Origin of the sequence: Schlegelella aquatica (assembly GCF_026013905.1) — a bacterium.
GTDB classification, from domain to species: domain Bacteria; phylum Pseudomonadota; class Gammaproteobacteria; order Burkholderiales; family Burkholderiaceae_C; genus Caldimonas; species Caldimonas aquatica.
Genome location: NZ_CP110257.1, coordinates 2,684,496 through 2,704,400, shown reverse-complemented (window position 1 = coordinate 2,704,400; position 19,905 = coordinate 2,684,496). Strand labels below are relative to the sequence as shown.

Annotated in this window: 18 protein-coding genes; 7 read left to right on the top strand and 11 right to left on the bottom strand. The window is 69.2% G+C overall.

Features of this window, described 5'->3' with window-relative positions; all coding sequences use genetic code 11:
- The first annotated feature begins 40 nt into the window (after positions 1-40).
- From OMP39_RS12280 to OMP39_RS12250, 7 genes are all read left to right on the top strand, one after another.
- Positions 41-1,930 (top strand): sensor histidine kinase, encoded by a 1,890-nt coding sequence (locus OMP39_RS12280; RefSeq protein ID WP_264892003.1) that lies wholly within the window; start codon positions 41-43, stop codon positions 1,928-1,930.
- Positions 1,927-3,450, top strand: coding sequence for a sigma-54-dependent transcriptional regulator (locus OMP39_RS12275; RefSeq protein ID WP_264892002.1), 1,524 nt, complete (start codon positions 1,927-1,929; stop codon positions 3,448-3,450). The genes OMP39_RS12280 and OMP39_RS12275 overlap by 4 nt, the downstream gene beginning before the upstream one ends.
- The gene (gene ampD, locus OMP39_RS12270; protein WP_264892001.1) at positions 3,447-4,028 is read left to right on the top strand and encodes a 1,6-anhydro-N-acetylmuramyl-L-alanine amidase AmpD; all 582 of its coding nucleotides are present in this window, start codon (positions 3,447-3,449) and stop codon (positions 4,026-4,028) included. Before OMP39_RS12275 ends, ampD begins: the two co-directional genes overlap by 4 nt.
- A 500-nt stretch (positions 4,029-4,528) precedes the next feature.
- Entirely contained in the window at positions 4,529-7,423 is a 2,895-nt protein-coding gene (locus OMP39_RS12265; RefSeq protein ID WP_264892000.1) for a ribonucleoside-diphosphate reductase subunit alpha, read from the top strand.
- A gap of 532 nt (positions 7,424-7,955) precedes the next feature.
- The gene (locus tag OMP39_RS12260) at positions 7,956-9,191 is read left to right on the top strand and encodes a ribonucleotide-diphosphate reductase subunit beta (protein ID WP_264891999.1); all 1,236 of its coding nucleotides are present in this window, start codon (positions 7,956-7,958) and stop codon (positions 9,189-9,191) included.
- A gap of 215 nt (positions 9,192-9,406) precedes the next feature.
- Positions 9,407-9,910: a histone H1-like DNA-binding protein gene (locus OMP39_RS12255; protein WP_264891998.1), complete on the top strand. Its 504-nt coding sequence runs from the start codon at positions 9,407-9,409 to the stop codon at positions 9,908-9,910.
- 146 nt (positions 9,911-10,056) lie between these two features.
- The gene (locus OMP39_RS12250; protein ID WP_264891997.1) at positions 10,057-10,368 is read left to right on the top strand and encodes a DUF167 domain-containing protein; all 312 of its coding nucleotides are present in this window, start codon (positions 10,057-10,059) and stop codon (positions 10,366-10,368) included.
- Positions 10,369-10,461: 93 nt separating this feature from the next.
- Here the strand turns inward: OMP39_RS12250 and OMP39_RS12245 are convergent, their stop codons facing one another.
- The 11 genes from OMP39_RS12245 to OMP39_RS12195 form a co-directional block, all read right to left on the bottom strand.
- Entirely contained in the window at positions 10,462-11,373 is a 912-nt protein-coding gene (locus OMP39_RS12245) for a carbohydrate kinase family protein (RefSeq protein WP_264891996.1), read from the bottom strand.
- Between the two features lie 14 nt (positions 11,374-11,387).
- Positions 11,388-12,548, bottom strand: coding sequence for a zinc-ribbon and DUF3426 domain-containing protein (locus OMP39_RS12240; RefSeq protein ID WP_264891995.1), 1,161 nt, complete (start codon positions 12,546-12,548; stop codon positions 11,388-11,390).
- Between the two features lie 120 nt (positions 12,549-12,668).
- Positions 12,669-13,571: a 50S ribosomal protein L11 methyltransferase gene (gene prmA, locus OMP39_RS12235; protein WP_264891994.1), complete on the bottom strand. Its 903-nt coding sequence runs from the start codon at positions 13,569-13,571 to the stop codon at positions 12,669-12,671.
- 20 nt (positions 13,572-13,591) lie between these two features.
- On the bottom strand, positions 13,592-14,941 hold the full coding sequence (gene accC / locus OMP39_RS12230) for an acetyl-CoA carboxylase biotin carboxylase subunit (RefSeq protein ID WP_264891993.1): 1,350 nt from the start codon (positions 14,939-14,941) through the stop codon (positions 13,592-13,594).
- Positions 14,942-15,059: 118 nt separating this feature from the next.
- Positions 15,060-15,533, bottom strand: coding sequence for an acetyl-CoA carboxylase biotin carboxyl carrier protein (gene accB / locus OMP39_RS12225; protein ID WP_264891992.1), 474 nt, complete (start codon positions 15,531-15,533; stop codon positions 15,060-15,062).
- Positions 15,534-15,623: 90 nt separating this feature from the next.
- A complete protein-coding gene (aroQ, locus tag OMP39_RS12220; RefSeq protein WP_264891991.1) occupies positions 15,624-16,067 on the bottom strand; it encodes a type II 3-dehydroquinate dehydratase in 444 nt (147 codons plus the stop codon).
- Positions 16,068-16,135: 68 nt separating this feature from the next.
- Complete coding sequence (locus tag OMP39_RS12215) at positions 16,136-16,648, bottom strand: TlpA family protein disulfide reductase (RefSeq protein WP_264891990.1); 513 nt, start codon at positions 16,646-16,648, stop codon at positions 16,136-16,138.
- Positions 16,645-17,250: a hypothetical protein gene (locus tag OMP39_RS12210; RefSeq protein WP_264891989.1), complete on the bottom strand. Its 606-nt coding sequence runs from the start codon at positions 17,248-17,250 to the stop codon at positions 16,645-16,647. Before OMP39_RS12210 ends, OMP39_RS12215 begins: the two co-directional genes overlap by 4 nt.
- 206 nt (positions 17,251-17,456) lie before the next feature.
- Positions 17,457-18,215: a transglycosylase domain-containing protein gene (locus OMP39_RS12205; RefSeq protein ID WP_264891988.1), complete on the bottom strand. Its 759-nt coding sequence runs from the start codon at positions 18,213-18,215 to the stop codon at positions 17,457-17,459.
- Entirely contained in the window at positions 18,212-19,039 is an 828-nt protein-coding gene (gene aroE / locus OMP39_RS12200; protein ID WP_264891987.1) for a shikimate dehydrogenase, read from the bottom strand. Before aroE ends, OMP39_RS12205 begins: the two co-directional genes overlap by 4 nt.
- Positions 19,040-19,041: 2 nt before the next feature.
- Positions 19,042-19,893, bottom strand: a complete 852-nt coding sequence (locus OMP39_RS12195) for an energy transducer TonB (protein ID WP_264891986.1) — start codon at positions 19,891-19,893, stop codon at positions 19,042-19,044.
- Between the last annotated feature and the right edge of the window lie 12 nt (positions 19,894-19,905).

Here is a 19,905-nt window from a genome sequence, read left to right as displayed (position 1 = left end):
CGCCGGCGACGAACCCCTGCAGGGGACGGAGGCCGGTGCGATGACGCGCAAGGACCGCCCGCGCGCGGCCGAGCGGGGCGCGCCGCGTGGGGACGCGACGATCGATTCGTGGTTCGCCGCGATCGGCGTGGGGCACGACACGCAACTCGAGGATGACGGCGAGTCGCGGCACGGGGCATGGGCCGGCGAGAAGGTGGATTCGCGTTTCCTCTCGCGCCAAGCCAAGCGCCTGATCGCCTCGCCGCAGCCGTCGTTTCAGCGCATCTACAGGGCCTTTCTCGGGGCGCGCGCCGCCGTGGGGCTGCTGCTGGTGGCCACCCAGATCGCGGCCTACCTGTCCGGCACCACCGGCACCCCGCAACACTGGGCGTTCCTCGTGTGCCTGGCCTATGCGGCGCTCACCGTCTGGATGTGGCGATCCCCCAGCTTCGGTGCGCGCGGCGACGCCTCCCCGCTCGGTCCGCACCGCCTGTCGCGCGGCCAGTGGATCTTCAGCATCGGCGTGGACCTTGCCGTGTTCGGCGTGCTGCACGTGGTCGCGCCGCGCGGCAGCGTCAACTTCGTGCCGCTCCTGGTGCTGCCGGTGCTCATGGCCGGCGTCCTGACGACCCGCATGTCGGCCCTGGCGGTGGCTTCGGCGGTCACTTTGCTGCTGCTGGCCGAGGCCTGGCTGCAGGTGATGGGCGGGGCGGACATCGCCGCGATCATGGCTCAGTCCGGCCTCGTGGGCACCGGCTTCTTCGTCATCGCGATCCTTGCGGGCGAACTGGCCGGGCGGCTGGCGCGCCAGGAACTCGCGGCGCGCGGCAGCATCGAGCTGGCACGCCAGCAGGCGCAGCTCAACCGCCTGGTCATCGAGGAGATGCAAGACGGCGTGCTGGTGGTCGACCGGCGCTCCCTGGTGCGCGCAGCCAATCCTGCCGCCCGGCGCCTTCTGGCCGCCGACGGGGTGGTGCGGCCGGCTCCCTTTCGCTTGCAGCAGCACGCGTCGTGGTTGCCGCTGGCCGAGGCGGTGCAGCGGGGGTTCGATGAGGGGCACTGGCCCGCGGCGGGTCGCGAGCTGACGCTCGTCTTCGGCAACGGCATCGCGCGTGACCTGCGCGTGCGCATGCGCTTCACCAAGCGCCGCGACGCGCAGATCGCGGAGGACTTGTGCGTGCTCTTTCTGGAGGACCTGCGCGACGTGCAGGCCCGCATCCGCCAGGAGAAGCTGGCGGCGATGGGCCGCGTTTCGGCGGGCATCGCCCACGAGATCCGCAACCCGCTCGCGGCGATCGCGCAGGCCAATGCCTTGCTCGCGGAGGATGCCACCATTCCCGCTCAGCGCCAGCTCACGCAGATGGTGGCGGACAACGTCGAGCGGCTCAAGCGCATCGTGGACGACGTGATGGAAGTGGCACCCGGCGGCCCGGCGGTGCAGGCGCCGGTCATCGACGTGACTGCCGCGGTCGGTCGCATCTGCAGCGACTGGGCCCGCACCGCCCGGGTGTCGCCCGGTGAGGGCAGCGCATTGCGTACGGAGCTCCCCACCGAGCCGGTGGCCGCGAGATTCGATGCTGAGCATTTGCGCCGGGTGTTGGTCAATCTGCTGGACAACGCCTTGCGCCATTCCTCGCAACAGCCGGGCAGCGTGGAGGTGCGGCTGGAAAAGCAGGACCAGGCGATCGTGCTGTCGGTCGCGAGCGACGGTCCCCCCATCGCACCCGACGTGGAACGGCATTTGTTCGAGCCCTTCTTCTCCACGCGCAGCCGCGGCACGGGACTCGGCTTGTATATTTGCAAGGAGCTGTGCGAGCGCTACGGCGCGAGCATCGACTACCGCCTGCGCAGCGGGCAATACGCCGCGCGCAACGAGTTCATGATCGTCATGAGCGCCGAGCCCCTTGCCCAGTACGACGAGCCGTCCGTCAGTCTGCATCTCGCCCGATGACATCCGCCTCCCACTACAGCCTCCTGGTCGTCGACGACGAGCCGGACTTGCGCACCCTCTACGAGCTCACCTTGTTGCGTGAGGGTTACGACGTGGAGACGGCCGCCTCGGTGGAGGACGCCTGGGCACGCTTGCGCGATCGCACCTACAGCGCGGTCATCTCCGACATGCGGCTGCCCGACGGCAGCGGGCTGGATCTGCTGCGCCGGCTGGAGGAGGCCGGGCGGCGCGAGAAGACCATCGTCATCACGGCCTTCGGTTCGCCCGAAAACGCGGTCGAGGCCCTCAAGGCGGGCGCCTACGACTACCTGACCAAGCCGGTGGACCTCAAGCAATTCCGCTCCGTCATCGCGTCGGCATTGGGCCGTCCGAATGCGGGGGGCGGCGCGTCGGCAGCGCCGGGTTCTGCCGCACCCGGCTCCGCGGTGCGTGGGGCGGGCCGATCGGCGGCGCCGGTGGTCGTTCTCACCGGCAGCAGCGGCGCACTCGATCGCATGGCAGGGCAGTCGGCCGCGATGCGGCAGGTCCGCGGCCTGATCGAAAAGGTGGCGCGCAGCATGGCCCCGGTGCTGGTGAGCGGCGAGTCGGGCACCGGCAAGGAGTTGGTCGCCCGCGCCATCCACGAGGGCAGTGCGCGGCGGGCGCAGCCGTTCATCGCGGTCAACTGCGGGGCCATCCCGGAGCAGTTGCTGGAGGCGGAGTTCTTCGGCTATCGCAAGGGAGCCTTCACCGGTGCCGCAGAAGACCGCGAAGGATTCTTCCAGGCCGCGCGCGGCGGCACGCTGTTCCTCGATGAGATCGGTGACTTGCCGCTGGCCATGCAGTCCAAGCTGCTGCGCGTGATCCAGGAGCGCGCGGTGCGCCCCGTGGGCGCGGTGAGCGAGGCGCCGGTGGACGTGCGCATCATCAGCGCGACGCACAAGGACCTCGGCGCGGAGGTCCAGGCCGGTCGCTTCCGGCAGGACCTCTACTACCGCCTCAACGTCATCCAGATCCGCGTGCCGTCGCTGCGCGAGCGGCTGGAGGACCTGCCGGCCATTTGCGAGCGGGTGCTCGAACGCATCGCGCAGGACGCGGGCGTCTGGCCCCCGCCGCGCCTCGCCCCCGAAGCGCTGGCCCGTCTCGCGCGCTACGCCTTCCCCGGCAACGTGCGCGAACTGGAGAACCTGCTGCATCGCGCGGTGGCCCTGACCGACAGCGAGTGGATCGACGAGAGCGACTTGGGCCTGCCCGATGCGGTGTTTGCCGACTCGCTCGCGCAGGAGCTCGAGACGCCGGTCACGCCGGCCCCGGCCACGCCCCCGGCTCCCGGTGAGCCGCCGCTGCCCAGCGATCTCGCGGCCTACCTCGATGCCGTCGAACGCGACATCCTGATCCGCGCGCTGGAGAAGCACCGCTTCAACCGCACCGCCGCGGGCGCGAGCTTGGGCCTGTCGTTGAGACAGATGCGCTATCGCATGGCGCGCCTGGGCGTGATGGTCGCCGAGCACGGCGTCACCGTGGACCCCGACGAGCCGTGACACTGCACCTGGTCCGTGCCGTGCCGGCGCCACCGGCGCAGGGCTGGACGCCCGACGGGTGGCACCGCGGTGCTCGATGGGTGCGCTCGCCCAATTTCGGCCCGCGGCCGGCCGGTGTCGCCGTCGACCTGGTGATCGTCCATTCGATCAGCCTGCCCCCTGGCGAGTACGGCGGGCCCTACATCGAGCAGCTGTTCACCAACACGCTCGACTGGTCGGCGCACCCGTACTTCGAGCAGATCCGGGGCGCCGAGGTCTCCGCGCATTTCCTCATCCGCCGCGACGGCGAACTCGTGCAGTTCGTCTCCTGCGACGACCGCGCCTGGCATGCAGGCGTCTCCTCCTTCGACGGGCGGCCCGCCTGCAACGACTACTCGGTGGGCATCGAGCTGGAGGGGCTGGAAGACCACCCCTTCGAACCGGCGCAGTACGCCAGGCTCGCAGCCCTGATCGGCGAGTTGCGGGCGCGTTACCCGATCGCGGCGGTGGCCGGACACGAGCACGTGGCGCCCGGCCGCAAGCGCGACCCGGGCAGGGCGTTCGACTGGGCAGGGTTGCGCGCGCGCCTGGGCGTGTGAGCCGCACCCATCGCCGCTGCGCCTTGCGGCGGTGCGACATCGAGGTGCGCCATCGAGGCGCGACGCGGCTTGCAAAGGCAAATGGGCTCGCAATGCCTCTGTGTGGAGGAGGTCGAAGGCAGACCCTCAATGAGCATGCGGGTTGCACGAGCATCGGCGGCTCGGAGCTGTGCGTTCATGCAAAAAATGAGCGGCTCGTCAATCCCTCCTTGCCCCCTCGTAAACACTATTCGTAGCGCTTGAACCTGTCATGGGCCCTAGATATAGTGTCCCGTCATGGTATGCTCCGCCCCTCGCAAAACGCCTGGCGCACCTCCTTCGTGCGTGCGCTTGGCACACATGTCCCGCGAGGGGTCGCCGGCCCCCAATGCGAGCGGCCGGCGTCCTGCGGGGCGCACCCACCCAGGCTTCGAGACGTGCGTGCGCGCCTCAGTCCCTTAGAGGCGCGCTCGTCGCTCTTTTGTTTTCTTGCAGCAGCAACGCAGAGAAAGGGAATGCCCATGCAAACCGTCACCAGCGCCGATCCCCACTTGGTCACGCCGGCCGCCGCGACCCGTCCCGTCGCCTCCGGCTCGGCCTACGCCGGCTACCAGATCATTCGCCGCAACGGCGCGGTGGTCGCGTTCGAGCCCAACAAGATTGCGGTGGCGCTGATGAAGGCTTTCCTGGCCGTGCATGGCACCCAGGGGGCGGCCTCGGCCAGCGTGCGCGAGACGGTCGACGGCTTGACCGAAGCCGTGGTGCGCGCGCTGCTGCGCTCGCGCCCGAGCGGCGGCACCTTCCACATCGAGGACGTGCAGGATCACGTCGAGCTGGCGCTCATGCGCGGCGGCCATCACGAGGTGGCGCGAGCTTACGTGCTGTACCGCGAGCGTCGCGCGCAGGAGCGTGCGCGCCAGCAGCAACAGGAGCCCGCGCCTCAGGAGCCGGTGCTGTACGTCACCGACGGCGGCGAGCGCCTGCCGCTGGACATGGGCAAGTTGCAGGCGCTGGTCGTCTCGGCCTGCGAGGGTCTCGGAGACGAAGTCCGCCCCGAGCCCATCCTGGCCGAGACCAAGCGCAACCTGTATGACGGCGTGGCGATGGACGAGGTCTTCAAGGCCGCGATCCTCGCCGCGCGCACCCTGATCGAGAAGGACCCGGGCTACACCAAGGTCACCGCACGCCTGCTGCTGCACACCATCCGCAAGGAGATCCTCGGCGAGGAGGTGACGCAGGCCGAAATGCACGAGCGCTATGCCGAGTACTTCCCCACCTTCGTCAAGAAGGGCGTGGAAGCCGAGCTGCTGGACGAGCGCCTGCTCCAGTTCGACCTCGACCGCCTGGGCCGGGCGTTGAATGCCGACCGCGACCTGCAGTTCGACTACCTGGGGTTGCAGACCCTGTACGACCGCTACTTCCTGCATGTGGACGGCGCCCGCATCGAGATGCCGCAGGCCTTCTTCATGCGGGTGGCGATGGGCCTGGCACTCAACGAGATCGACCGGGAGGCGCGCGCCATCGAGTTCTACGAGGTGCTCTCCAGCTTCGACTTCATGTCGTCCACGCCGACGCTGTTCAACTCCGGCACCCGCCGCTCGCAGCTGTCCTCGTGCTACCTGACCACCGTGCCGGACGACCTGGACGGCATCTACGAGGCCATCAAGGAGAACGCGCTGCTGTCCAAGTTCGCCGGCGGCCTGGGCAACGACTGGACCCGCGTGCGGGCGCTGGGCAGCCACATCAAAGGCACCAACGGCAAGAGCCAGGGGGTCGTGCCATTCCTGAAGGTCGTCAACGACACCGCAGTGGCCGTCAACCAGGGGGGCAAGCGCAAGGGGGCCGTCTGCGCCTATCTGGAGAGCTGGCACCTGGACGTCGAGGAATTCCTGGAGCTGCGCAAGAACACCGGCGACGACCGCCGCCGCACCCATGACATGAACACGGCCAACTGGATTCCCGACCTGTTCATGAAGCGGGTGATGGAGGACGGCGAGTGGACGCTGTTCTCGCCCTCGACCTGCCCCGACCTGCACGACAAGTTCGGCAAGGACTTCGAGGAGGCCTACACCCGCTACGAGGAGAAGGTCGCGCGCGGCGAGATCAAGCTGTACAAGAAGGTGCGCGCCGTCGATCTGTGGCGCAAGATGCTGACGATGCTGTTCGAGACCGGGCATCCCTGGATCACCTTCAAGGACGCCTGCAACGTGCGCAGCCCGCAGCAGCACGTCGGTGTGGTGCACAGCAGCAATCTGTGCACCGAGATCACGCTCAACACCAGCGACTCCGAGATCGCGGTCTGCAACCTCGGCTCGATCAACCTCGCCCGCCACATCAAGGACGGGGGCATCGACCACGACAAGCTGAAGAAGACCGTGCGCACGGCGATGCGCATGCTCGACAACGTCATCGACATCAACTACTACGCCGTCAAGAAGGCACGTGACTCCAACCTGCGTCACCGACCGGTGGGGCTGGGCATCATGGCCTTCCAGGACTGCCTGTACCAGCTGCGCATCCCCTACGCCAGCCAGGAGGCGGTCGAGTTCGCCGACCGCTCGATGGAGGCGGTGTGCTACTACGCCTACTGGGCGTCCACCGAGCTGGCCGAGGAGCGCGGGCGCTACTCCAGCTACCGCGGCTCGCTGTGGGACCGCGGCATCCTGCCGCTGGACACGCTCAAGCTGCTGGCCGAGCAGCGTGGCGGCTACGTCGAGGTCGACACCTCGGCCACGCTCGACTGGGAGGCCCTGCGCGAGCGCATCCGGCAGTACGGGATGCGCAACTCCAACTGCGTGGCGATCGCGCCGACCGCGACCATCTCCAACATCGTCGGGGTGGATGCCTCCATCGAGCCGTGCTTCGGCAACCTCTCGGTCAAGTCCAACCTCTCCGGGGAGTTCACCGTCGTCAACGAGTACCTGGTGCGCGACCTGAAGAAGCTGGGCCTGTGGGACGACGTGATGGTCATGGACCTCAAGCACTTCGACGGCTCGCTGCGCCGCATCGACCGCGTGCCGGAGGACCTGAAGCAGCTGTACGCCACCGCGTTCGAGATCGAGCCGCGCTGGCTGGTCGAGGCCGCCTCCCGTCGCCAGAAGTGGATCGACCAGGCGCAGTCGCTGAACATCTACATGGCCGGCGCCTCCGGCAAGAAGCTGGACGAGACCTACAAGCTCGCCTGGCTGCGGGGCCTGAAGACGACGTACTACCTGCGCACCATCGGCGCCACGCACGCCGAGAAGTCCACCGTCAAGGCCGGCCAGCTCAATGCGGTGCCCACCGGCGGCGGCGTCTCGGGCATGTCCGCCATCGAGCAGGCCGCGTTGGCTGCGCAGACGCAGATGTCCGCCGAGCCCGCCACCGACATCAAGTTCTGCTCGATCGACAACCCCGACTGCGAGGCGTGCCAGTGACGCGTGCGGTCGCCGGGTTGCGGCGCAGGCTCACGTCGCGAGAGCGACGTGAAGCGCAAGCGGGCCGCAGCCACAACCCCGACTGCGAGGCGTGCCAGTGACACGTGCGGTCGCCGGGTTGCGGCGCAGGCTCACGTCGCGAGAGCGACGTGAAGCGCAAGCGGGCCGCAGCCACAACCCCGACTGCGAGGCGTGCCAGCGACGCGTGCGGTCGCCGGGTTGCGGCGCAGGCTCACGTCGCGAGAGCGACGTGAAGCGCAAGCGGACCGCAGCCACAACCCTGACTGCGAGGCGTGCCAGTGAGGCATGGGTGAGTGAACGCGCGAGCGGCTTCACTCGCTCAACGACTCACCGACTCACTCTCACTCACCGAGGGCCGTGCAATGTGCGGCCCTCGTCCTTCTAACGTTGGAGAGCGTTCGCGAGCATCGATGACGATGCACGACCGCAACAGACGCGTCGTGCAAATGTCAAGAAGTGCTTGGTGTTTGCACACAACACTCTCATAATTCATCTTTACAGGAAGTCCACCATGCTGGTTTGGGAAGAAGAGTCCACTCCCTCGACACCGCATTCGACGAGCACCGCGCCCACCTCTCCACAAGCTGCGCGGGCTATGCCTTCATCGCCTTCTTTCGCGGACCCTGTCGTTGCCCACGCGACTGCGCTGCAAGCGGTCGCCCCCACCTCGGCTGCTGCCACCAAAGCACAAGCGCCGCTCGCCGCCTCCAGCGTGCAGTCGGCCAGCAAGCGCCGGGTCAACGTCGCCGACAAGCGCATCATCAACGGCCAGACGGACGTCAACCAGCTCGTCCCGTTCAAGTACAAGTGGGCCTGGGAGAAGTACCTCGCCACCTGCGCGAACCACTGGATGCCGCAAGAGATCAACATGTCTCGCGACATCGCACTGTGGAAGGACCCGAACGGCCTGACCGAGGACGAGCGCCGCATCATCAAGCGCAACCTCGGCTTCTTCGTGACGGCCGACTCGCTGGCCGCCAACAACATCGTCCTGGGCACCTACCGCCACATCACGGCGCCCGAGTGCCGTCAGTTCCTGCTGCGCCAGGCCTTCGAGGAGGCCATCCACACGCACGCCTACCAGTACATCGTCGAGTCGCTGGGCCTGGACGAGAGCGAGATCTTCAACGCCTACCATGAGATCCCGTCCATCCGCGACAAGGACGAGTTCCTGATCCCGTTCATCGACGCGATCATGGACCCGGACTTCCGCACCGGCACGCCCGAGAACGACCAGAAGCTGCTCAAGTCGCTGATCGTCTTCGCCTGCCTGATGGAGGGCTTGTTCTTCTACGTCGGCTTCACGCAGATCCTCGCGCTCGGCCGGCAGAACAAGATGACCGGTGCGGCCGAGCAGTACCAGTACATCCTGCGCGACGAGTCGATGCACTGCAACTTCGGCATCGACCTCATCAACCAGATCAAGCTGGAGAACCCGCACCTGTGGACGCCGGCGTTCCGCGAGGAGATCAAGGGCTTGTTCCTGAAGGCGGTCGAGCTCGAGTACCGCTACGCGGAAGACACCATGCCGCGCGGCGTGCTGGGGCTCAACGCTTCGATGTTCAAGGGCTATCTGCGCTACATCGCGAATCGGCGCGCCACGCAGATCGGCCTGGAGGAGCTCTTCCCGAACGAGGAGAACCCGTTCCCGTGGATGAGCGAGATGATCGACCTGAAGAAAGAGCGCAACTTCTTCGAGACCCGTGTGATCGAGTATCAGTCCGGCGGCGCCCTGTCCTGGGACTGAGGCGCGCGGGCACGAAACACGCTCTGCGGGTCATGAAGAACGGAAGAACAACAACAATGGCGGGCCTTGCCCGGCGGACGCAGAAGCCGCAGGCAGGGACCGCGACCCCATTCACCGTACCGGGGCGTCTCTCCAAGGCAGCCCGAGGGGCGGTGGATCGCCGTGCTGTATCGAGCGGTGCGGCGCTCTTTGCCACTTGATCAAGGAGAACTGTGATGGCAACTGCGAAGAAGGCTGCGGCCAAGAAGGCCCCGGCGAAGAAGGCGGCGGCGAAGAAGGCCGCTCCGGCCAAGAAGGCTCCGGCCGCCAAGAAGGCCGCCCCGGCGAAGAAGGCCGCGGTGAAGAAGGTCGCCGCCAAGAAGGCGGCACCGGCCAAGAAGGCCGCCGCGAAGAAGGCGGCGCCTGCGAAGAAGGCCGCGGTGAAGAAGGTCGCCGCCAAGAAGGCGGCACCGGCCAAGAAGGCCGTCGCGAAGAAGGCAGCGCCTGCGAAGAAGGCTGCGGCCAAGAAGGCCACCGCCAAGACCGCGGCGAAGAAGCCTGCTGCCAAGAAGGCCACTGCCAAGAAGGCCGCGAAGAAGCCCGCTGCGAAGAAGGCGGCTGCTGCCCCTGCTGCTGCCGCGGCGCCTGCGCCTGCGCCGAAGCCCGCGCCCGCTCCTGCCGCGAAGACCACGCTCAGCCCCCAGGCCGCGTGGCCCTTCCCGACCGGCGCGAAGCCCTGAGCGCCTTTCGCGATGTCTCACGAACCCGGCTGCGGCCGGGTTTTTTCATCGCGTCGATCTCTGTGAACACCTGTCGGCGCCAGCCGCCTTGGTCTGCGATGAGCCGCCCGTCCCCCGTCCCGCCGACGTGCCCCTACGCGCGCTGCGTGGAGCGTGGCGTCGAACTGCGTGTGGCGGCGGCGCCCAATGCCAAGCGCACCGAAGTGGCCGGTCTGCACGCCGACGCACTGCGCGTCCGGGTGCATGCGCCTGCCGTGGAGGGACGCGCCAATGAGGAGCTGCTGCGATGGCTTGCCAGGCAGCTCGACGTGCCGATGTCCGCCTTGACCCTCGTGCGGGGCGCACAGGCGAGGCGCAAGACGGTGCGCTGCGCCGTCGCGGCGCAAGAGCGCGACGCCGTGTGGGGGCGGGTGTGCGCCTTGTGGCCTCCGGAGGGCGGGGGCGAGGCGGCCTCATGACGCTGGCCTAGGGTCGCCCCGAACCGGGCCGCCACCCCCAGGGCCGGTGGCGTGAGGCCCGTGGCACGATGCCGCAGGGGCGGCGCTCCTTCCTCACTGCAGCTCGAGGGCCCGGCGATCGAGGCGGTGGTTCTGCGGGCCGGCGCAGGCGATCTTGATGGCGCCGACGCGGTTGCCGAGCTGGGCGCAGCGCTCGAGCGACCATCCTCGCTCCAGGCCGTACAGCAGGGCCGCGCGGAAAGCGTCGCCGCAGCCGGTGGGATCGACCACCGCCGTAGCCGCCACTGCGGGCACGTGCTGCTTCTCGCCGCCTTGCCACACCTCGCAGCCGTGCGCACCCAGCGTGACGACCACGCCGCGCAGATGCGGCATGCGGGAGAGGGCGGCAAGGTCCGCGCCGGTGCGCTCGCACAGCATCTTGGCCTCGTAGTCGTTCACGGCGATCCACGTGGCCTGCGCAATGAAGCGGCGCAGCTCGGCACCGTCGAACATCGGCAGCCCCTGGCCCGGGTCGAAGATGAACGGAATGTCCGCATGGGCGAGTTGCTCGGCATGTCGCAGCATGGCCTCGCGTCCGTCAGGCGCGATGATGGCCAGGCGCAGTCCCCGGTCGGTGGGGACGTCGATCTCGTGCGCACGCTGCATCGCCCCGGGGTGGAAGGCAGTGATTTGGTTGTTGTCGGCGTCGGTGACGATGATCGCCTGGGCGGTGTAGCTGTCGTCGATGACGCGCACGCAATCGGTGGGCACCCCCCACTCCTGCATGCGGCGCAGGTAGCTCTCGCCATCGGCTCCGAGCGCGGCCATCACGACCGGCTCGCCACCGAGCTGGTGCAGGCTGTAGGCGATGTTGCCTGCACAGCCGCCGAACTCGCGGCGCAACGTGGGCACCAGGAACGAGACGTTGAGGATGTGGATCTGCTCCGGCAGGATCTGGTCGCGGAACCGGCCGTGGAAGTTCGTGATCGTGTCGAATGCGAGCGATCCGCAGATGAGGGCGGGCATGCGTCGTCCTTGCGTCAGGGATAGAAGGCTTCCACCGTGTAGCCTGCGATGCGATGGCCGGGCGTGGTGAATTCGAGCGTGAGGGTCGCGTCCTGACGGGCCCCCAGCGTCGGCGACGCCCGGAACGTGGCCGGATCGAGGCTGCGCCGCGCGACCAGGCGCCCCTCGGTGTCGGTGAGGTTGAGGTCGATCCAGGGCATGGCGAGCGTCTCCTGGCCGCGGTTGCGCACGAGCACGGTGAGGCGATAGCCGTCGATCGCGGCGAGCCGGGTGAGACTGCTGCTGTCCACCACCACGTCGTCGATGCGTCGGGGCGCCGAGATCTCGCAGCCCAGCCAGTCGCACGCCTGGGCGAGCGAGGGCGCGAGGGCCGGCTGCCGCACGGCCAGCGTGTCGCGGAAGTGGAAGACGGCCTGCGCGGCGAGCGATAGCGTCAGCGCGAACGCGGCCAAGCCGAGCAGGAAGCGCACCGCAGGGTGGTGCCAGCGCTGTGCGCGCTCCGCGCGGCGCAGGAACTCGGGCGTCGCGTCCGAGAGCGTGCGCACCTTGCTGCGCCGCAGGCTGCGGCGCGAGCGCCCCGGGGCCTCCTCGGCGTGCAAGGGTTCTTCCGGCCCACCGGCCGAGGCGGCGTCGTGCTCGCCCCGCGGCGGGTGCACGCTCAGTTCGCTGTCGAAGCGGGCGTCGGCGAAGTCTTCGGCCCCGCGCTCGCGGTCGCGTTCGGGCCGGTAGGTGCTTTGGTCGAGGAAGCGCGAGTCGAGCACCTCGTAGGCGGTGGCCGCGTCTGCGTCCTCGGTGGACAGGGCGGGGGCGGCAAGCCCGCTGCCTTCGGCCTGCGCTTGGCCGCCCGGGCGCGAGACGGCCCGCTCAGGGCTGGGCGACCCTGCCTCGCCCGCTGGGGCACGCACCTGCGGGCCGGCTCCCTCGGCCTCGGGCGTCACGAGGAACTGCGCCGCAGGGGCGACGGGGGCAGGAGGAACGGCTCCGGGCGGAGAAGACGGTGCCGTGCCCGGTGCCGGGGGCGGCGGGACATCGCGCTCCAGGTCGAACAGGCCCTCGATCGCGTTGAACACCTCGCCGCAGCGGCCGCAGCGCACCCACCCCTCGGAGACTCTCAGCTGGTCCTGGACGACGCGGAAGGCGGTGCCGCAGGCGGTGCAGCGGGTGGCAAGACTCATGGCGCGAATGATGCCATCGGATGGCTCATCGGCCGAGCGGGGGAGCCACGAGTTCGGGGATGACGACGTGCCGAGGCGACGTGTGGCGTCGCACGCGGGCTGTGGTGCTGCGCCCGCGCCTCACGTCGGCTCGCCGAAACGGGCGGTCATCAGGACCCAGCCCTCTTCGCGCTCGCTCACTTCCAGCGCACACCAGGGTGCATAGGCCGACTGCAGTTCCTGCGCCTGACGCTCCAGGATGCCGGCGAGCACGAGGTGGCCGCCCGGCGCCACATGGGCCGCCAGCAGCGGCGCGAGCAGCTTGAGCGGCGTAGCGAGGATGTTGGCGAGCACCAGCTCATAGCGACCGGAGGCGAGTTCGGGCAGGCCCGCCTGCACGGCGACTGCGTTGGCCTGCGCGTTGGCCCGGGTGGCCTCCACGGCGGCCGGGTCGATGTCCACCGCGTCGACGCACTGGCCGCCGTGCAGCGCAGCCCCGATGGCGAGAATGCCCGAGCCGCAGCCGTAGTCGAGCACGCGGCTCCAGCCCTGAGGGCTCGCATGGCGCGCGATCCACCTGAGGCACATGCGCGTCGTCGGGTGGGTGCCGGTGCCGAAGGCCAAGCCCGGGTCGAGTCGGATGACCCGGCGCGCTTGCGCAGGCGGCTCGTGCCAACTCGGGACGATCCAGAACTCGGACGTGATCTCGACCGGCGAGAACTGCGACTGGGTCAGCCGCACCCAGTCTTGCGGCTGGACTTCGCGCAGCGCCTGCACATGCACGTCGTGCGCCCACTCCTGGGCGAGCAGCAGCGTGGCGGCTTCGGTGGCGGTGTCCTCATGCTCGAAGAGCGCCGTCAACACCGAGCGCTGCCACCCCGCGCGGGGGGCGGGCAAACCGGGTTCGCCGAAGATCGCCCGCTCCTCGTCGGTGTCGGCATCGGCGTCCTCCACCGAAACCGACAGCGCCTCGAGCTCGTTCATCAGCGCCTCCGAGACGGACTCGACCAGCGCCTCGGGAGCGACGAGGACCAGTTCGAACATGGCGGGCACCGCTCGCGCCCTCAGCGCTTGTGCTGGTTCATCCAGCCTTCCAGGTAGTGGATGCTGGTGCCGCCCTCGACGAACTTGGCGTCCACCATCAGTTCGCGGTGCAGCGGGATGTTGGTCTGGATGCCCTCGACCACGGTCTCGGACAGCGCGATGCTCATGCGGGCCAGCGCCTGCTCGCGCGTGTCGCCATGCACGATGATCTTGCCGATCATCGAGTCGTAGTGCGGGGGCACGAAGTAGTTGGTGTAGACGTGCGAGTCCACGCGCACGCCCGGGCCGCCCGGCGGATGCCACATCGTGATGCGGCCGGGCGAGGGCGTGAACTTGAACGGGTCCTCGGCGTTGATGCGGCACTCGATCGCGTGCCCGCGCATCTCGATGTGACGCTGGGAGAAGGGCAGTTTCTCGCCGGCGGCCACACGGATCTGCATCTGCACGATGTCGATGCCGGTGACGAGTTCCGTGACCGGGTGCTCCACCTGCACCCGCGTGTTCATCTCGATGAAGTAGAACTCGCCGTTCTCGTACAGGAACTCGAACGTGCCGGCGCCGCGGTAGCCGATCTTCTTGCAGGCGTCCGCGCAACGCGCGCCGATCTTCTCGATGATGCGCCGCGGAATGCCGGGGGCCGGCGCCTCCTCGATGATCTTCTGGTGGCGCCGCTGCATCGAGCAGTCGCGCTCGCCGAGGTACACCGCGTTGCGGTGCTGGTCGGCGAGCACCTGGATCTCCACATGGCGGGGGTTCTCGAGGAACTTCTCCATGTAGACCGCCGGATTGCCGAATGCAGCGCCTGCTTCGGCGCGTGTCGTCTGCACCGCGTGCACGAGGGCCGCCTCGGTGTGGACCACGCGCATCCCGCGACCGCCCCCGCCACCGGCCGCCTTGATGATGACCGGGTAGCCGATCGAGCGGGCGATGCGGATGATCTCCTTCGGGTCGTCCGGCAGCGCGCCTTCGGACCCGGGCACCGTGGGCACGCCGGCCTTGATCATCGCCTGCTTGGCGGAGACCTTGTCGCCCATCAGGCGGATGGACTCTGGGGTCGGGCCGATGAAGACGAAGCCGCTCTTTTCGACGCGCTCGGCGAAATCCGCGTTCTCGCTCAGAAAGCCGTAGCCCGGGTGGATCGCTTCGGCGTCGGTCACCTCGGCCGCCGAGATGATCGCCGGCATGTTGAGGTAGCTCTGGGACGACGGGGCGGGGCCGATGCACACGGCCTCGTCGGCCAGCTTCACGTACTTGGCGTCGCGGTCGGCTTCCGAGTAGACGACCACCGACTTGATGCCCAGCTCGCGGCAGGCGCGCTGGATGCGCAGGGCGATCTCGCCCCGGTTGGCAATCAGTATTTTTTTGAACATACGGTGCTCTCGGCTCAAGCGCCCGGGCGCGCGGTGCACGCCGGACGATGGGCCGCGCCTTGGGCGCGAGCGCGCCGGTGGGCCATGAGGATCTTCTTCAACATCGAGAAGCGCGGCTTCACTCGATCACGAACAGCGGCTGCCCGTACTCGACGGCCTGGCCGTTCTCGCACAGGATCTGAGTGACCGTGCCCGACTTGTCGGCCTCGATCTCGTTCATGATCTTCATCGCTTCGATGATGCACAGCGGGTCGCCTTCCTTGACCTGCTGACCGAGTTCGACGAAAGGCTTGGCGCCCGGGCTGGAGGCGCGATAGAAGGTGCCGACCATCGGGGACTTCACGACATGGCCCGTCGGCTGGGGCTCGGCGGCGGGGGCCGCGGGGGCGCTCGAGGGTGCCGCCGCGATGGCCGTGGACGGCTGCGGGGCGACCGGTGCAGCCATCGGCACCATCGCGGGCGCGGCGACCATGGCCGCCTGCCCGCCGGACTTCACGATGCGCACCTTGCCGTCGGCCTCGGTGATCTCGAGTTCGGAGATGTTCGACTCGGACACGAGGTCGATCAGGGTCTTGAGCTTGCGTAGATCCATGAGCGCTCCAACGATGTTGTGAGGGGCGGGGCGGCGGCCGCAAGGCGCCCCGGCCCGGCTTTCTTGGTTGACCGAAGGGTCGGGATTATCTCAAGTCGCGGCGGCGACCCGATCCAGGGCATACAGCAGGGCCAGCCGGTAGCCGGCCGGCCCCAGGCCGCAGATCACCCCCTCGGCCACGTCCGAGAAGTAGGAGTGGTGGCGAAAGGGCTCGCGGCGGTGGATGTTGGACAGGTGCACCTCCACGAACGGCAGGGCCACGGCCGCCAGGGCATCGCGCAAGGCGACGCTGGTGTGGGTGTAGCCCCCGGGGTTGATGAGGATGAAGCGGGTGCCGTCGGTGCGTGCCGCCTGAATGCGGTCGATCAGCGCGCCTTCGTGGTTGCTCTGGAAAGAGGAGAGATCCACGCCCCGATCGGCTGCGATCTGCTTCAGTTCTGCGTCGATCTGCGCAAGAGTCGTGGAGCCATACACGCCCGGTTCGCGCACCCCGAGGAGATTCAGGTTGGGGCCGTGCAAGACGAGGATGGACATGAGGCAGCCCGCAGAAGCGTTACAGAAGGCGACACTTTACGCGCAATTCGGCGCAAATGTCGAGCGGTTTATCCCTCGATGGCCGCGAGTTCCCGCACGAGCCGGTCATAGGTGGTCTCGCCGAGGTGCCGCCACACGGGCTGCCCCCGGCGGTCGAACGCGACGGTGAACGGCAGCCCCCCTTGCGTGTTGCCCAGTTCCTTGGACAGCGCCACTGCGGGGAACCCCGCGATCGCGATGGGGTAGCGCACCGGGAGCTTGGCGAGGAACTGCCGTACCTGTGCCGGGTTGTCCACCGCGAGCCCGAGCACGGCCCAGCCGCGCGGCCCTTGCTCGGCGGCAAACCGGTCCAGGGCGGGCATCTCGCGCACGCAGGGCGCGCACCAGGTGGCCCAGAAGTTGAGGAGCAGCGGCCGGCCGCGCCAGTCGGCCAGGCGCAGCGGCGTACCCTCGGGCGTGGGGAATTCGAGCCCCCACAGCGCCGGCGCCTCCTGGCGCGCGCGCCACCACGCGGCCACCCCCGCGCCGCCGGCCGCGGCGGCCACGGCCACGCCGGCCGCCAGCCAGCGCCGTCGCCTCATCCGGTGGGCTCCAGGAGGGCCCGGACCGCCTGGGTGTTGCCCCGCTCCGCTCGGCCGCGCGCGTCGGGCTTGAGCGCACCGCGCAGGTCGTCGCGGTCGTAGACCACCAGGTGCACCAGCACCCGTTCGCCCAGTTCAGGGCTGCGATCGGTCAATGTCAGGACGTCGACCGGCTCGCCTCGAAAGCCGATGACGCTGCGGACGTCGTAGTCCACGCCCTTGTCGATCAGCAGGATCTCGGCCGACTTGGGGTCGTCGCAGAAGAGATTGATCCACACGTCGTTGAGCCGTGTGGCGGTTCCGTTCCAGACGGCGCCGGTCAGGTGCGGGTCGAACTCGGCGAGCCGCTCCATCCAGCGCAGAGCGACGGCACGCAATGCGGCCAGTTCGCCGGGCTGGGTCTCGGCGCAGAAGATACTGATATAGGCGCGTACTTCATCTTCGATGAGATCGTTGCCCGGCAATTCGGAGGCGGCCAGGCCCTTCTTGGCCACGAGCTTGGCGGCTTTGCGCTTGGCGGGGCCGTACTCCATGCCCTCCTCGACGATGAGGCGGGCCGCGGCGGACGCGATCTCGACGGTGAGCTGGGTGGGGGCGGCCATGTCGGTCGGATTCTAGGAGCACGGCGTCACCGGCATCCGGACGTGCGGCATCTTGCATGCCCGCAACAGGGGCACCTCGCGCCAGGAGTGCGGGCGGGGGGCGGGGGGGCGCGCAGGCGCAGGACATCAAGGAGGAGGCGGCGGCCACCGGCCGGCGCCGGGGGACAGTCCGGGGCCTGCGCGCCCCCCGCCCCCCGCCCGCACTCCTAGGGGAGCTGCACCGCTCCCATGCGGGCCACGATGGTCGACGCACGGCCGGCCAGGTAGCTCGAGCCGAGCCGCTTCTCGTAGCGCTTGGGGGCCGGCAGCATCACGGCCAGCCGGGCCGCCTGGTGGGGCGACAGCCGCGCGGCGCTGGTGCGGAAGTAGTGCTGGGCGGCGGCTTCGGCGCCGAACACGCCCTCGCCCCATTCGACGCTGTTGAGGTAGATCTCCAGGATGCGCCGCTTGGACAGGAGGGCCTCCAGCATCATCGTGATGACGAACTCCTGCGCCTTGCGCGCGAGCTGCCGTTCGCCCGAGAGGAAGAGGTTCTTCGCGAGCTGCTGGGTGATGGTGGAGCCGCCGACGATGCGCAGGGGGACGCTGGGCGGCGCGGCGCGCTTGCGCTCGGCGAGCTGCTGCAGGCGCTCCAGTCGCTCCTGCGCGCGCTGGTTGCGCTCCCACGCCTTCTCGATGGCGTCCCAATCGACGCCTTCGTGCTCGGTGAATGCCGCATCCTCCGCGGCGATCACGGCCCGCTTGAGGTGGTCTGAGATCTCCCGGGCGTCGCGCCATTCCTGTCGCCACGGCAACCGGTGCTGCTCGCGCAGCAAGCGCACGGCCTCGGAGCGCTGGAAGCTCGTCGATTGCGGATCGACGACGTTCATGAGGGCCACCCGCGCGAGGAAGTAGAGCTGCAGACTCAGGCCCGCGATCAGGAGCAAGCCGGCCAGCCGGCCCAGCGCGGCGAGCGCGGGCTTCATGCCGTCTGGGCCCGCAGGGCCGCGAGCACCGGAGCGGTCGAAGGCCTGACGCCGCGCCACAGCCAGAACGACTCGGCAGCCTGCTCCACGAGCATGCCGAGTCCGTCGAGGCCGAGCGCCCCGCGATCTGCGGCCCATTGCAGGAAGGGCTGTGCGGCCGGCCCGTACATGAGGTCGTAGGCGAGCGCCCCGGGCCCGAGCACGGTGCCCGGCACTGGCACGGTGGCGCCTTGCAGGCTGCTGGCCGTGGCGTTGATCACGACATCGAAGCCGCTGCCGGGCGCTTCCAGCGGCACGACATGCAGCTCGGCGCCGTGCTGGGCGCCCCAGGCTTGATGGCGCGCGACGAGCTCCTGCGCCCGTGCCGGCGTGCGGTTGGCCACCGCGACGACCGCCGGCTTCGCCTCGAGCAACGGGCCCAGCACGCCGGCCGCGGCGCCGCCCGCGCCCAGCAGCAGGACGCGTCTGCCGGCCAGGTCGATGCCGGCGCGCGCTTGGATGTCGCGCACCAGGCCGATGCCGTCGGTGTTGTCGGCGAACCAGCCCTGCGGGTCGAAGCGCAAGGTGTTGGCTGCCTGCGCCAGCCGCGCGCGCTGCGTGCGGAGGTGGGCCAGCCGGAAGGCCTCGAACTTGAACGGCACCGTCACATTGCAGCCCTTGGCTCCCGAGGCGGCGAACGCCTGCAGCGTGATCTCGAAAGCATCCAGAGGCACGAGCAGGCGCCCGTACTCCATGGCCTGCCCGCACTCGGCGGCGAACATCGCGTGGATCTGGGGCGACTTGCTGTGGGCGACCGGGTTGCCGGCCACGGCGTAACGGTCCATCGTCAGTTGGAGGTGAGGGTGGTTTCCAGCGCTTCCTCGCGTGTGAAGCGGAAGCGCGAGACGACGACGATCTGGTCGGCCTTGGCCCGCATTTCGGGCGTGAACGGTCCGAAGGGCGCGGCGGCCTTCACGATCGCCACTGCGCGCCGGTCGAGGACGGGCGAATCGGACGGTTGCACCACTTCGGTCTCGACCACGCGGCCCAAGGCGTCGACGGTCACGATCATCGTGAGTTCGCCGTAGAGCTTCTTGCCCTGGTGCTCGGGGAAGTTGCGCGTGCCGCGGTCCTCGATCTTGCGGCGCAGCTGGTCGTAGTAGAGCGCATAGACCTCCTCGCGGGTGCTCGGGCTGATGTAGCGCCGCTTGGGCCGCGAGTTCTCCTCGTTGATGCGCTTTTCGATCTCGGCGAGCATGCGCAGCAGCTGGCGCCGCCGCTCCTCCTGCGCGCGCGCCTCGGGCGAGCCCTGGTCGCGCCGGGGGTCGGGCGCGGGCAGCGCCGCGAGCTCGCGCCGCACGGTGGCGAGCAGCCGCGCCTGCTGCTCCTGCATCTGCTCGATCTGCTTGTGCAGGTCTTCCGGGGCGTCGCCCGTGGCGATCAGCGCCGAGGGGGGCAGCGGCGAGGTCGCCCGTCCGCGCTCGGCTTCGCCGCCGCCGGCGAGGTTGGCCTGGGCGATGGCTTGCGCCTTGACCGGGGCCTCGTTCGACCGCGCATTGACGAGCACGACTTCCAGCGGGGTGTCCTCGAAGATGCGGTTGAAGCCCTCCGGGTCGACGAAGCGCACCGTGAACAGCGCGGCGTGCGCTGCCACGGAGATGGCGAGGGCGATCTGCAGGGTCGAGAACTGCTTCAGCATGGCAGCGGCGTC

Excerpts from the sequence above, each read along its gene's own strand:
- OMP39_RS12280 (WP_264892003.1), top strand. The coding sequence starts at position 41 with ATGACGCGCAAGGACCGCCCGCGCGCGGCCGAGCGGGGCGCGCCGCGT.
- OMP39_RS12275 (WP_264892002.1), top strand. The coding sequence starts at position 1,927 with ATGACATCCGCCTCCCACTACAGCCTCCTGGTCGTCGACGACGAGCCG.
- OMP39_RS12265 (WP_264892000.1), top strand. The coding sequence starts at position 4,529 with ATGCAAACCGTCACCAGCGCCGATCCCCACTTGGTCACGCCGGCCGCC.
- OMP39_RS12260 (WP_264891999.1), top strand. The coding sequence starts at position 7,956 with ATGCTGGTTTGGGAAGAAGAGTCCACTCCCTCGACACCGCATTCGACG.
- OMP39_RS12255 (WP_264891998.1), top strand. The coding sequence starts at position 9,407 with ATGGCAACTGCGAAGAAGGCTGCGGCCAAGAAGGCCCCGGCGAAGAAG.
- OMP39_RS12245 (WP_264891996.1), bottom strand. The coding sequence starts at position 11,373 with ATGCCCGCCCTCATCTGCGGATCGCTCGCATTCGACACGATCACGAAC.
- OMP39_RS12240 (WP_264891995.1), bottom strand. The coding sequence starts at position 12,548 with ATGAGTCTTGCCACCCGCTGCACCGCCTGCGGCACCGCCTTCCGCGTC.
- prmA (WP_264891994.1), bottom strand. The coding sequence starts at position 13,571 with ATGTTCGAACTGGTCCTCGTCGCTCCCGAGGCGCTGGTCGAGTCCGTC.
- accC (WP_264891993.1), bottom strand. The coding sequence starts at position 14,941 with ATGTTCAAAAAAATACTGATTGCCAACCGGGGCGAGATCGCCCTGCGC.
- accB (WP_264891992.1), bottom strand. The coding sequence starts at position 15,533 with ATGGATCTACGCAAGCTCAAGACCCTGATCGACCTCGTGTCCGAGTCG.
- aroQ (WP_264891991.1), bottom strand. The coding sequence starts at position 16,067 with ATGTCCATCCTCGTCTTGCACGGCCCCAACCTGAATCTCCTCGGGGTG.
- OMP39_RS12215 (WP_264891990.1), bottom strand. The coding sequence starts at position 16,648 with ATGAGGCGACGGCGCTGGCTGGCGGCCGGCGTGGCCGTGGCCGCCGCG.
- OMP39_RS12210 (WP_264891989.1), bottom strand. The coding sequence starts at position 17,250 with ATGGCCGCCCCCACCCAGCTCACCGTCGAGATCGCGTCCGCCGCGGCC.
- OMP39_RS12205 (WP_264891988.1), bottom strand. The coding sequence starts at position 18,215 with ATGAAGCCCGCGCTCGCCGCGCTGGGCCGGCTGGCCGGCTTGCTCCTG.
- aroE (WP_264891987.1), bottom strand. The coding sequence starts at position 19,039 with ATGGACCGTTACGCCGTGGCCGGCAACCCGGTCGCCCACAGCAAGTCG.
- OMP39_RS12195 (WP_264891986.1), bottom strand. The coding sequence starts at position 19,893 with ATGCTGAAGCAGTTCTCGACCCTGCAGATCGCCCTCGCCATCTCCGTG.